The organism is Acidovorax kalamii (assembly GCF_002245625.1).
GTDB lineage: Bacteria > Pseudomonadota > Gammaproteobacteria > Burkholderiales > Burkholderiaceae_C > Acidovorax > Acidovorax kalamii.
The window spans coordinates 155,179-166,906 of sequence record NZ_NOIG01000008.1; the positions used below are offsets into that span (position 1 = coordinate 155,179).

Sequence of the window (11,728 nt, forward strand, 5' to 3'; positions counted from 1 at the left end):
CTGTGACCATGTCCGTGTCCGTCAGTTGCCGGTGGGCGCGAAGATCGCCAGCAACCCCAGCACCAGGAAGATCACCGCCGACACCACGTGCACCGCACGGATCGGCACGCGGCGCGTGATGCGCTCGCCCAGCCAGACCACGGGCGCGTTGGCGATCATCATCCCGAGCGTGGTGCCCGCCACCACCCACAGGTAGGCGTTGTACTGCGCGGCCAGCATGACGGTGGCGATCTGCGTCTTGTCGCCCATCTCGGCCAGGAAGAAAGCGACCACGGTGGTGCCAAACACGCCCCAGCGCGGCGATCCATCGGCCTCGCCCTCGTCGAGCTTGTCGGGGATCAGCATCCAGATGGCCATCGCGATGAACGACGCGCCCAGGATCCAGCGCAGCACCTGCGGCCCCACGAAGGTGGTGACCCACGCGCCCACAGCCCCGGCCAGGCCGTGGTTGACCAGCGTGGCGACCAGGATGCCGAGCACGATGGGCCAGGGTTTGCGAAAGCGGGCGGCGAGCACCAGCGCCAGAAGCTGCGTCTTGTCGCCCATTTCGGCGAGCGCGACGATGGCGGTGGAGATAAAAAACGGTTCCATGTGGGGGTCCTATCCGGCCGGATGGGTGGAAAACGCATTGACTGCACCCCGACTCCGGCCATTTGGATCGGCATGCAGTCAATGGTCTCGCCCAGCTCAAAAACCGCATACGCCATAGGCCCACCGGGCCCAAGTTTGTTGACGCATGCCCCCGGCGCATTGCACAGCCGGGCGGGCTACTCCCCAAAGACCCGGCGATTTTACCCTATGGTTTGTCCGGAGATTGGCCTCAAAACCACGCAAATCGCCTGTTTTGGGGCATCCGGCCCAGAAATAAACACCCACACTGCCCATAAAGTGATTGATAATGGGTTCGCTTTTCTGCTTGCAGAGGGGCAGCTAACTTAGCGGTGATTGGTCAGTTTCGCGTCTTTGAAGTCGTCACAGGTTTGTTGATTGCGTCGGGCTCCATCGCGTTTTCATGTTTTTTCAGGAGTCCTTCATGGGCAACAAACTCTACGTGGGCAACCTGCCCTATTCCTTCCGCGACCAAGATCTGGAGCAAACCTTCAGCCAGTTCGGCTCTGTGGGTAGCGCCAAGGTCATGATGGAGCGCGACACCGGCCGTTCTAAGGGTTTCGGCTTTGTCGAAATGGGCAGCGATGCCGAAGCACAAGCCGCCATCCAAGGCGTGCATGGTCAAAATTTTGGCGGCCGTGACCTCGTGGTCAACGAAGCCCGTCCTATGGAGCCCCGCGCTCCCCGTAGCGGTGGCTTCGGTGGCGGCAATGGCGGCGGCGGCGGTTACGGCGGTGGCCGTAGCGGTGGCGGCGGCTATGGTGGCGGTGGTTACGGCGGTGGCCGTGAAGGCGGCGGTGGCGGCTACGGCGGTGGCCGCGGCGGTTACTAAAAAGACCTTTTCTGCAGGCGCTCGCGTCTGCAGATGGCAAAACAAGGAGCCTTCGGGCTCCTTTTTTTATTGTTGAACCGTCCTGCGGAACAGTTCCTTCCCCGGGGTCGCAGGCCTGCGTGGAACTGGCGCCCGGGGGCATTTCCGGCGCCCGCGCAGCATGGGCGCCACAGCGCACATTGCCGCTTGCTTTTTCCACAAAAGTGTGGCGCATAATGGGTCGGCGGGGTGTTCCCGCTTTCCAAGTTTGCGGTGATCCGTCAGTTTCGCGCTGAGAGCGTCATTGAGATTAGCTGGCTGCGTTTTCGGGACTCCATCGCTTTATTCATGTGTTTTTGAGGAGTCCCTCGATGGGCAACAAACTCTACGTCGGCAACCTGCCGTACTCGGTGCGCGACAACGATCTGGAACAGGCTTTTGGCCAATTCGGCGCGGTCACCAGTGCCAAGGTCATGATGGAGCGCGACACAGGCCGTTCCAAGGGCTTTGGCTTTGTGGAAATGGGCAGCGACGCAGAAGCCCAGGCGGCCATCAATGGCATGAACGGCCAGCCTCTGGGCGGCCGCAGCATCGTGGTCAATGAAGCCCGTCCCATGGAGCCCCGGCCGCCCCGCAGTGGCGGTTTTGGCGGCGGTGGTGGTGGCTACGGCGGCGGTGGCCGCAGTGGCGGTGGTTACGGCGGTGGCCGTGAAGGCGGCGGTGGTGGCTACGGTGGCGGTGGCCGCGATGGCGGCGGCGGTTACGGTGGCGGCGGCCGTGGCGAAGGCGGTTTCCGCAGCCCCTACGGCTCCGGCTCGCGCAACGGCGGTGGCGGCGGTCGCAATGGTGGCGGCGGCTACGGCGGTGGCGGCAACGGCGGCTACTGAGTCTTCCACCATCCGGTTCTCTTGCAAAAAGCCCCTTCGGGGGCTTTTTTCATGCCGCGATGTGAAAGGCATTCAGTCCTGCCCAACCTGGGCGAAGCTGAGACGGCCCACCGCCTGCAAAGCTGGCGCTGCACCGGCCAGCGCTCCTGCGCAAGGGCCGTCGAGCAGCGCCTCAGAGTGCTACTCGTCTATCCGGCGTTTGCGCGGGCGCCCAGCCAGCACCTTGTCGAACACGACATTGGGCAGCATGCGCAGCAGTTTGGCCACCACACCCATCTGCCAAGGGATGACCCGGTAGCTCACGCCCGCCGTGATGGCCCGGTAGGCGCGGTCGGCAAAATCCCCGGGCTGCATCAGGAAAGGCATGCCGTAGCGGTTTTTCTGGGTGAGCGGCGTGTCGATGTAGCCCGGCGAAATGGTGACCACCCGCACCCCATGCGGGCGCATTTCGCCACGCAGGCTTTCGCAGTAGCTGATGACGGCCGCCTTGCTGGCGCAATAGGCGCCGTGCCCCGGCAGGCCCCGGATGCCCGCCACGCTCCCAATGCCCACCAGCGTGCCGCTGCCGCGCTGCACCATGCCGTCCACAAAGGGCTGGAAGGTGGCGGCCATGCCGATGTTGTTGGTGGCAAAGGTGCGCGCCATCACATCGATATCGCCGCGCACGGCCGTGTCCATGCCCACGCTGATGCCCGCATTGGCAATCACCACGTCGGGCACCCCCTGGCGCGCCAGGCAGGCCTGGCCTGCGGCCACGATGCTGTCAGCCACCGCCACGTCAGCACTATAAATTTCATAGCTATCAGCGCTTATCCCTTGGGCGGCAGCCCATGTTTTGACCTCTTCTGTGCGGCGCGCAGCCAGGGCCAGCCGGTATCCGGCCTGGTGAAAGCGCAGGGCCAGTGCCTGGCCAATGCCGCTGGACGCGCCGGTGATGAAAACAAGGGGGGTGGCCATCTCAGTTATCCGTTGTGCCGTGAATCACCCGCAGCGCGTGAAACTGGCGAGCACCATGCACGGGCAGCCGCGCAAGGGGGGCCGCCGCGCTGGCTGCATCCCCCATCCCTTGGCGCGAAGCGCGTAGAGAGACGGGGGGGAAGGCGCGAAGCGACTCAGGGGGTTGTCTCATTTTTTGCCCGGCAGGATCATGCCGCGCACGCGCCCGCGCAGTTGCAGCACCTGGTCGAGGTTGTCGTAGTCCATGCCATCGGCCGTGAAGCGGTCGTTGCCCCGCGTGAGGGTCACAGGCTGGTCCGACCGCACGCGCTCGGTGTTGGTGAAGGCATGCAAGAACTCGCCCCGGAACTCCATGCGCGGCTGCGCTGGCGCCCCGGGTTTGGCGGGCAGGGGCTCGCGGGTGACGATGGCGTTGCCAAACAGCTGCACCTCCGAGCCATCGGCATTGCTCAGGGCGCGATCGGCCGTGGCCACCGTGAGGCGGCCATCGGGGCCAATGGAGCGCATGCGGACCCGGTCGATCTCCAGCGTGTCCGTGTCGGGGTAGTGCCGCGCCTCAACGCCCTGCACCTCGCTCTGCAGGCGGCCCGTGGCGTCAAAACTCTTCACCGAAAAATTCTTCATGAAGTAGTCGGGCTGGTGCTTCACGGGGCGGTCGATGGCGGGCAATTGCGGCATGGGCGCATTGCGCACCAGCCACCAGGTGCCCAGGGCCAGCAGGCCCATCAGCAGCACGGGCAGGTAGATCGAGAGCTGGTCCCAGCCCTGGCGGATCACACGGATCATGCGGTGTAGTCCGCCAGCAGCGCGGCATAGCGGCCCGTGGCCACGAGCAGCAGGTCGCACAGCTCGCGCGCCGCGCCGTCGCCGCCGCGCGCCTGGGTGACGAAATGCGCAGCGTGGCGCACCTCGGTCTGGGCATTGGCGGGCGCGCAGGCAAAGGCACTGCGGCGCATCACGGGCAGATCGGGCCAGTCGTCGCCCATGGCGGCGGCCTGGGCCCAGGTCAGGCCCAGGGCGGCCAGAATCTGCTCGGCGGCGGGGCGTTTGTCTTCGGTGCCGAACACCGCGTGCTCCACGCCCAAAGCCTTCAGGCGCACGCGCAGCGGCGCAGAGTCGCGCCCCGTGATCACGGCAGGCGTGATGCCCGCCTTTTGCAGCAGCTTGAGGCCGTGGCCGTCCAGCGTGTTGAAGCGCTTGATGGTCTCGCCCGCTTCGCTGAAGTACAGCCCGCCGTCGGTGAGCACGCCGTCCACGTCGAAAAAGGCCACGCGCACGCCCTGGGCGCGCAGCAGCAGCTCGGGGTCGATCTGCAGGACAGGGGAGGAAGAGGTCTGCGGGGACAGCGCCATCGTCAGATCACTTTCGCGCGCATCAAGTCGCCGATGTGCACCACGCCCACCAGGACGCCCGCTGCGTCCACCACCAGCACGCTGGTGATGGCGTGGGCTTCCATCATTTCGGCGGCGTCCACGGCCAGGGCGTCGGGGGCAATCCGGCGCGGGTTGGCGTGCATGACCTCGCGGGCGGTGGCGGCGCGCAAGTCGGCTCCGGCCTCGATCCGGCGGCGCAGGTCGCCGTCGGTGAAGATGCCCAGCACCTGCCCGGCGGCGTCCACGATGGCCGAGGCGCCCAGGCCTTTGGCGCTCATCTCGCGCATGAGGTCGCTGAACGAGGCCTCGGGCGCCACGCGCGGCACTTCGCTGCCCGAGCGCATCACGTCGCTCACATGGGTGAGCAGCTTGCGGCCCAGCGCACCGCCGGGGTGCGAGCGGGCAAAGTCTTCGGGGCGAAAGCCCCGGGCGTCCAGCAGGGCCACGGCCAGCGCGTCGCCCATGGCCAGCTGGGCCGTGGTGCTGGCGGTGGGGGCCAGGTTCAGGGGGCAGGCTTCGCGCTCCACGCTGCAGTCGAGCACCAGGTCGGCATAACGCGCCAGGGTGGACTGCAGGCCGCCGGTCATGGCGATCAGCGGGGCTCCCAGGCGCCGCAGCACGGGCAGGATGGCCGTGAGTTCGCCGCTTTCGCCGCTGTTGGAGATGGCCAGCACCAGGTCGTCGCCAGTGACCATGCCCAGGTCGCCATGGCTGGCTTCGGCAGGGTGCACAAAAAAGGCGGGGGTGCCGGTGGATGCGAGCGTGGCAGCAATCTTGCGGCCCACATGGCCACTTTTGCCCATGCCCATCACCACCACACGGCCCCGGGCCTGCAGCACCATGTGTACGGCCTGGGCAAACACGCCATCGACGCGGGCCGCCAGTCCGGTCAGGGCCGCAGCCTCGATGTCGAAGGTTTCGCGGGCCAGGCGCAGGGCCTGGTCGGCATCAAAAGGGGGCAGCGCGGCGGGGGCGGGAGTCATCCGGGGATTCTATCGACCGGGCACGCCCGGCGGGCCCTGCCAACGGATGCCCTCTGGCACGGACCGTGCATCGCCTGCAGAAAACATCCTTGCTGGCACACAAGCCTCGGATAGCATCGAACCCATGTCTTCTCTTGCCCTCACCCTGCTTTACCTGCTGGCCGCAGTGCTGGGCGTGGTGACCTGCCGCAGCCTCAAGCTGCCGCCCATGCTGGGCTACCTGGCGGCCGGAGTGCTGATTGGCCCGCATGCGCTGGCGCTGGCGCAGAACTCCGAAGGCGTGCGCCACCTGGGCGAGTTTGGCGTGGTGTTCCTGATGTTCGCCATCGGGCTTGAATTCAGCCTGCCCAAGCTGCGCGCCATGCGCAAACAGGTATTTGGCCTGGGGCTGATGCAGGTGGTGCTGACCATGGTGGTGCTGACGGTGCTGGCCCTGGTGCTGTCGCGCTGGGCGGGCGGGGTGTGGGACATGGGCTGGCAGACGGCGCTGGCGCTGTCGGGTGTGATGGCCATGAGCAGCACGGCGATTGTGGTGAAGCTGATGGCCGAACGGGCCGAGCTGGAGAGCGAACATGGCCGCCGCGTGATGGGCATCCTGCTGTTCCAGGACCTGGCCGTGGTGCCGCTGCTGGTGCTGATTCCGGCCCTCGGATCTTCGCCCGACCAGCTGCTCACCTCCCTGGGCTGGGCACTGATCAAGGCCACGGTGCTGGTGGGCCTGCTGCTCACCGGCGGGCAGCGGCTGATGCGCTGGTGGCTCACGCTGGTGGCGCGGCGCAAGAGCGACGAGCTGTTCATGCTCAACCTGCTGCTGATCACGCTGGGGCTGGCCTGGCTGACCGAGGTGGCGGGCCTGAGCCTCGCGCTGGGCGCCTTCATCGCCGGGGTGCTGGTGTCCGAGACGGAATACAAGCACCAGGTGGGCACGGACATCCGGCCCTTCCACGACGTGCTGCTGGGCCTGTTTTTCATCACCATCGGCATGATGCTGGACTGGCACATCCTGGTGGACCGGTGGGCGCTGGTGCTGGCGCTGCTGGTGGTGCCGCTGCTGCTCAAGCTGGGGATCATCCTGGTGCTGGCGCGCGGCATGGGTGCCACCACGGGCGTGGCGCTGCGCACGGGGCTGTACCTGGCGCAGGCGGGCGAGTTCGGGTTTGTGCTGCTGTCGCTCACGCAGGGCAACGGGCTGGTGCAGCCTGCACTGATGAACCCCATCCTCGCGGCCATGGTGCTGTCGATGCTGGCCACGCCCTTCCTCATCATGTACAGCAACCGCATCGTGATGAAGCTGGTGGCCAGCGACTGGCTGCAGCAGTCGCTGCAGATGACGTCGATTGCGCGCAAGTCCATCAACACCAGCAAACACGTGATCATCTGCGGCTACGGCCGCTGCGGCCAGAACCTGGCGCGCATGCTGGAGCATGAGGGCATCCCCTATATGGCGCTGGACCTGGACCCGGACCGTGTGCGCCAGGCCGCCGCCGCCGGGGATTCGGTGGTCTACGGCGATGCGACCCGCCTGCAGGCGCTGATGGCCGCCGGCCTGGTGCGCGCGAGCGCCGTGGCCGTGACCTACATCGACGTGCCCGCCGCGCTGAAGGTGCTGGCCAATGCGCGCTCGCACGCGCCGCAGGTGCCGGTGGTGGTGCGCACGCAGGACGACGCCCACCTCGACAAACTGCAGGAAGCCGGTGCGACCGAGGTGGTGCCCGAGGCGATTGAAGGATCGCTGATGCTGGCCAGCCATGCCCTGGCGCTGGTGGGCGTGCCCATGCGCCGCGTGCTGCGCCTGGTGCAGGACCAGCGCGATGCGCGCTACAACCTGTTGCGCGGCTACTTCCACGGCGCGGACGATGACACGGTGAACGAGCGCGACCAGGAGCGCCTGTCCACCTTGAACCTGCCCCCCGGCGCCACCGCCCTGGGCCACAGCCTGGGCCAGTTGGCCCTGCCCGCGATGGGCGTGCGCGTGGTCAACCTGCGGCGCGGCAACGGCCACATGAGTGCCGCCGTGGACGAGGCCCTGCTGGCCGAGGGCGACACGCTGGTGCTTTCGGGGCACCCGGCGGCGCTGGCGTTGGCGGAAGACAAACTGCTCCGAGGGTGACCCCCTGGGCGGTTGCGGGGCTGCCCTTGCTCAGCAGCCCTGGCCAGGGGCGCACCGGTTGCAGGGAGCGTGCAAAACCTTGAATAAAAACGACCTCACCGCGCGTCCATCCTGCCTTTGTAGCTATATATTTAATAGCAATCAGAGCAGAGCGGCAGGCCCGGGCCGCCCGAACAGGTAGCCCTGGAAGCGCTGGCAGCCGTTGCGCAGCAAGAACGCGCGCTGGCCTTCGGTTTCCACGCCCTCGGCCACCACGTCCAGGGCCAGGCTGTGGGCCAGGGTGATGATGGTGCAGGCGATGGCGGCGTCGTTGGGGTCGGTGAGCACGTCGCGCACAAAGCTCTGGTCGATCTTGAGCTGGTCGAGCGGCAGGCGCTTGAGGTAGCTCAGCGACGAGTAGCCCGTGCCAAAGTCGTCCAGCGCAAACCCCACGCCCAGCGTGCGCAGGGCCTGCATCTTGAGGATGCTGTCCTCCACGTCGTGCAGCAGCAGGCTTTCGGTGAGTTCCAGCTTGAGCCGCCGCGCATCCGCGCCCGAGTCGCGCAGCACGGCCAGCACGTCCTGCACAAACTCGCTCTGGCGAAACTCCTGCGCGCTCACGTTCACGGACAGGGTCCAGCTGGCCCTCGCGGGGTCGGCCGCCCACAGCGCGAGCTGGTGGCAGGCCATGGCCAGCACCTGCCGACCCAGGGGCAGGATGAGGCCGGTCTGCTCGGCCAGCGGGATGAACTCGGCGGGCGGCACCATGCCGCGCTGCGGGTGGTTCCAGCGCACCAGGGCCTCAGCGCCCAGCAGCTGGCCGGTGGCGTCCACCACCGGCTGGTAGTGCAGGAGGAACTCGGCGCGCGCAAGCCCCAGGCGGATGTCGCCCTCCAGCGCCGAACGCGCGGACGCGGCTGCCTGCATGGCGGGATCGAAGAAACACAGCATGTTGCGCCCCTGGGCCTTGGCCTGGTACATGGCCAGGTCAGCGCGCTTGAGCAGCTCCTGCACCGGCTGCTGCGCGTCCCGGAACAGCGCGATGCCGATGCTGGGCGTGCTGTGCATCTCGCAGCCCTCGATCTGGTAGGGCTGGTTGAGCGCAGCCAGCACCTTCTGCGCCACGGCTTCGGCCTCGGCGGCGGCCTCGGCCTCTTCGGCATGCAGGCCCTCGATCACCACCACAAACTCGTCGCCCCCCAGGCGTGCCACGGTGTCGGTGGCGCGCACGCAGGCGCTCACGCGGGCGCCCACCTGCACCAGCAGCCGGTCGCCCCATTCGTGGCCCAGGGTGTCGTTGATGCCCTTGAAGTTGTCCAGGTCGAGGAACAGCAGGGCGCCGTGGCAGCCCTCGCGGGTGCTGGCGGCCACGGCGCGCTCCAGCCGGTCCATCAGCAGGCGCCGGTTGGGCAGGCCAGTGAGTTCGTCATAAAACGCCAGGCGCTGGATCTGGGCCTCGGCCAGCTTGCGCTCGGTGATGTCGCGCGCCACGCCCCGGTAGCCGGTGAAGGTGCCTTCGGCATCGAAGATGGGCTCGCCGCTGATCGACACCCAGATGGGCTGGCCGTCGTGGGTCACCCGCTGCATTTCGAAATCGTGGAACACCTGGTGCGCCTCCAGCACTGCGCGGTGGTCACGCCACTGGCCTTCGTCCACAAAGGTGTCGGGCAGCTCCCAGCGCGTGAGGCCGTAGTGCACCTCGTCGGGCACGCCGGTTTTCTGCTGGGCATTGCCGTCCAGCCGCACAAAGCGGTACTGCGCATCCTGCTCCCAGTACCAGTCTGACGAGAGCTGCGTGAGGCTGCGCCAGCGCGCCTCGCTCAGGCGCAGGGCCTCCAGGGTGCTGAGGTAGTCGGTGACGTCGGTGAAGGTGCGCACCCGCCCGCCGGGCTCCAGCGCGCGGGTGCGCACCTCGATGTAGCGACCGCTGTGCGTGCGCCGCACATACGAGTCGGGCATGGTGAGCTGCCCGCCATGCGCTGCATATTCCGAGGCCACGTAGTTGCGCGCCATGGGCTCGATGAGCTGGAACTGCGGGCCGAAGTCGCCCCGCTCGGTCTGGAAGCGCACCACATCCTCCACCTTGGGCTGGCTGGCCAGCAGGTCCTCGGGCAGGTCGAGCAGCTCCAGGTAGCGCCGGTTGTAGACGCGGATGCGCCCTTCGGCATCCACGTTGGTGATGCCCTGGGAGATGTTGGCGAGCGTGGCCTCCAGCGCCTGGGTTTTCTCGCCCAGCAGGTCGCTGGTGCGCAGCAGCTCGGCCTCGACCGTGCTGCGGGCCAGCTCGGCGCGGCGTGCGGTCTCCAGCTGGCCCACGGTATTGAGCAGGGGCTGCAGAAACGCCACATCCGCCTGCGAGTAGCCCTCGGCGCGGTTGGCCAGGCCCACCATGGCCACCAGTTCGCCCGCCGCGTGGATGGGCAGGCCCAGGTAGGTGTGCAGCGTGGGGTGGCCCGGCGGGGTGCCTGCGGCGCGTGGGTCGTGGCAGGCGTCGTTGCTGATCACGGGCTCGCCGGACACCAGGGCCGCGCCCACCAGCGAGTGCAGGCTGTCAAACACCATGCCCTCCTCGGCGTGCTGCGCGTACAGCGCGCGGGAGGCGGCGTCCCAGCTGATGTCGGTCATGGCGTGCACCCGCAAGAAGGGGTGCCCGTCGGCCGCGCGCTGCACCTGGCCCACCAAGCCAAACGCGCTCTGGCTGAGCGACATCAGTTCTTCGAGCAAGGCCTCGAACGCCGCCCGGGGCCCGGAGCTGGCGATGAACATGGCCTGGGCGCGCGAGATGGCCTGCAGCAGCCGGTGCTGGCGCGCCAGCATGGCCTCGGCCGCCAGCCGCGCACGGTCGCTGGAGCTGCGTTCAAGCACCGCATCGATCTGCGCGGGCAATGTGAGCAGGTAGTCCAGGGCCGGGTCCTGCACGGCAAAGTCGTCAAAACCATGCCGCATGGCCTGCGCAGCATGGGTTTCGGCCCCCATGCGCACGATGATGATGGCGGGCACACCGGCCAGCAGCTGCAGCAAATCGAAGGCCGTGCCCCCCAGGGTGTTCTGGGCAGCCAGCACGATGTCGGGCCGCCGATGCGGTTGCTGCAGGTGTTCACGCGCATGTGCCAGCGACGCACAGACCTCCACCTGCCAGCCGGACCAGGGGTCTGCCAAAGCGCCCGCCACCGCCTGGGCATGGGTGTGGTCGCTTTCAATCAGCAGGATGGAGATGGGCATGGGCCAATCTTCTGTGGGGGGCGCCGCCTGCAATGCAGCCGTGCCGGAGGGTGTAACAGCAGTGAAACATTATGGGGGCTGGCGGTGGCCCCGGGAGCGCAGAAAAGCGCACGCAGGCGGCTGATTACACTTCAGCCCTTCGCGCGGAAATGCCGTTGTCCGGCTCACCCACACCTGCGCCCCTTGATCCCCTTCTCTTTTCCCATGCAGCCACTCAGCGTCAACGACTACCTCCGCCAGCACATCCGCACCGTGCCCGACTGGCCCGCAGCGGGCGTGCAGTTCCGCGACATCACGCCACTGCTGCAGGACCCCAAGGTGTTCCGCGTGCTCATCGACGCCTTTGTGCACCGCTACATGGACAAGGCCCTGCGCCCCGATGTGGTGGCCGGGCTGGATGCGCGCGGCTTCATCCTGGGTGCGGTGGTGGCCTATGAACTCAACGTGGGCTTCGTGCCCATCCGCAAGAAGGGCAAGCTGCCCTTCACCACGGTGGAGGAGACCTACGAGCTGGAGTACGGCAGCGCCACCGTGGAGCTGCACACCGACGCCGTGAAGGCGGGCGACCGCGTGCTGCTGATCGACGACCTCATCGCCACCGGCGGCACCATGATGGCCGGTCGGCGCCTGCTGGAGAAGCTGGGCGCCACGGTGACCGAAGGCGCGGCCATCGTGGATCTGCCCGAGCTGGGCGGCTCGGAGCGCCTGCGCGCATCGGGCCTGCCGCTGTACACGCTGGTGGATTTTGCGGGGCACTGAATCACTTCCTGGCTGACGCGCCAGGCGGGACCGCGCCG

The 11,728-nt window shown here is 67.5% G+C and carries 10 protein-coding genes and 1 riboswitch; of the genes, 4 read left to right on the top strand and 6 right to left on the bottom strand.

The window, feature by feature from the left end; all coding sequences use genetic code 11:
• Nucleotides 1–21: 21 nt before the first annotated feature.
• Nucleotides 22–591: a TMEM165/GDT1 family protein gene (locus CBY09_RS12090; protein ID WP_094289853.1), complete on the bottom strand. Its 570-nt coding sequence runs from the start codon at nucleotides 589–591 to the stop codon at nucleotides 22–24.
• 4 nt (nucleotides 592–595) lie between these two features.
• Nucleotides 596–788, bottom strand: a riboswitch (yybP-ykoY riboswitch).
• A gap of 245 nt (nucleotides 789–1,033) precedes the next feature.
• On the opposite strand from CBY09_RS12090, the gene CBY09_RS12095 reads away from it, so the two are divergent.
• Entirely contained in the window at nucleotides 1,034–1,441 is a 408-nt protein-coding gene (locus CBY09_RS12095) for an RNA recognition motif domain-containing protein (protein ID WP_094290196.1), read from the top strand.
• Nucleotides 1,442–1,791: 350 nt separating this feature from the next.
• Nucleotides 1,792–2,307, top strand: a complete 516-nt coding sequence (locus CBY09_RS12100; RefSeq protein ID WP_094289855.1) for an RNA recognition motif domain-containing protein — start codon at nucleotides 1,792–1,794, stop codon at nucleotides 2,305–2,307.
• Between the two features lie 180 nt (nucleotides 2,308–2,487).
• Here the strand turns inward: CBY09_RS12100 and CBY09_RS12105 are convergent, their stop codons facing one another.
• The 4 genes from CBY09_RS12105 to CBY09_RS12120 form a co-directional block, all read right to left on the bottom strand.
• The gene (locus tag CBY09_RS12105) at nucleotides 2,488–3,264 is read right to left on the bottom strand and encodes an SDR family oxidoreductase (protein ID WP_094289857.1); all 777 of its coding nucleotides are present in this window, start codon (nucleotides 3,262–3,264) and stop codon (nucleotides 2,488–2,490) included.
• Between the two features lie 168 nt (nucleotides 3,265–3,432).
• On the bottom strand, nucleotides 3,433–4,050 hold the full coding sequence (gene lptC, locus CBY09_RS12110; protein ID WP_094289859.1) for an LPS export ABC transporter periplasmic protein LptC: 618 nt from the start codon (nucleotides 4,048–4,050) through the stop codon (nucleotides 3,433–3,435).
• Complete coding sequence (locus tag CBY09_RS12115; protein WP_205734132.1) at nucleotides 4,047–4,616, bottom strand: KdsC family phosphatase; 570 nt, start codon at nucleotides 4,614–4,616, stop codon at nucleotides 4,047–4,049. The genes lptC and CBY09_RS12115 overlap by 4 nt, the downstream gene beginning before the upstream one ends.
• Nucleotides 4,617–4,618: 2 nt before the next feature.
• Nucleotides 4,619–5,620, bottom strand: coding sequence for a KpsF/GutQ family sugar-phosphate isomerase (locus CBY09_RS12120; protein ID WP_094289861.1), 1,002 nt, complete (start codon nucleotides 5,618–5,620; stop codon nucleotides 4,619–4,621).
• Nucleotides 5,621–5,744: 124 nt separating this feature from the next.
• Here CBY09_RS12120 and CBY09_RS12125 point away from each other — a divergent pair, with 124 nt between their 5' ends.
• A complete protein-coding gene (locus CBY09_RS12125; protein ID WP_094290198.1) occupies nucleotides 5,745–7,730 on the top strand; it encodes a monovalent cation:proton antiporter-2 (CPA2) family protein in 1,986 nt (661 codons plus the stop codon).
• Between the two features lie 141 nt (nucleotides 7,731–7,871).
• On the opposite strand, the gene CBY09_RS12130 is transcribed toward CBY09_RS12125, so the two are convergent.
• The gene (locus CBY09_RS12130) at nucleotides 7,872–10,931 is read right to left on the bottom strand and encodes an EAL domain-containing protein (RefSeq protein ID WP_094289863.1); all 3,060 of its coding nucleotides are present in this window, start codon (nucleotides 10,929–10,931) and stop codon (nucleotides 7,872–7,874) included.
• A 204-nt stretch (nucleotides 10,932–11,135) separates the two neighbouring features.
• On the opposite strand from CBY09_RS12130, the gene CBY09_RS12135 reads away from it, so the two are divergent.
• A complete protein-coding gene (locus CBY09_RS12135) occupies nucleotides 11,136–11,690 on the top strand; it encodes an adenine phosphoribosyltransferase (protein ID WP_094289865.1) in 555 nt (184 codons plus the stop codon).
• Nucleotides 11,691–11,728: the final 38 nt, after the last annotated feature.

Bases quoted from the DNA above. Each gene is read 5' to 3' on its own strand.
- CBY09_RS12105 (WP_094289857.1), bottom strand. From the start codon at position 3,264: ATGGCCACCCCCCTTGTTTTCATCACCGGCGCGTCCAGCGGCATTGGC.
- CBY09_RS12125 (WP_094290198.1), top strand. From the start codon at position 5,745: ATGTCTTCTCTTGCCCTCACCCTGCTTTACCTGCTGGCCGCAGTGCTG.
- CBY09_RS12095 (WP_094290196.1), top strand. From the start codon at position 1,034: ATGGGCAACAAACTCTACGTGGGCAACCTGCCCTATTCCTTCCGCGAC.
- lptC (WP_094289859.1), bottom strand. From the start codon at position 4,050: ATGATCCGTGTGATCCGCCAGGGCTGGGACCAGCTCTCGATCTACCTG.
- CBY09_RS12130 (WP_094289863.1), bottom strand. From the start codon at position 10,931: ATGCCCATCTCCATCCTGCTGATTGAAAGCGACCACACCCATGCCCAG.
- CBY09_RS12090 (WP_094289853.1), bottom strand. From the start codon at position 591: ATGGAACCGTTTTTTATCTCCACCGCCATCGTCGCGCTCGCCGAAATG.
- CBY09_RS12135 (WP_094289865.1), top strand. From the start codon at position 11,136: ATGCAGCCACTCAGCGTCAACGACTACCTCCGCCAGCACATCCGCACC.
- CBY09_RS12115 (WP_205734132.1), bottom strand. From the start codon at position 4,616: ATGGCGCTGTCCCCGCAGACCTCTTCCTCCCCTGTCCTGCAGATCGAC.
- CBY09_RS12120 (WP_094289861.1), bottom strand. From the start codon at position 5,620: ATGACTCCCGCCCCCGCCGCGCTGCCCCCTTTTGATGCCGACCAGGCC.
- CBY09_RS12100 (WP_094289855.1), top strand. From the start codon at position 1,792: ATGGGCAACAAACTCTACGTCGGCAACCTGCCGTACTCGGTGCGCGAC.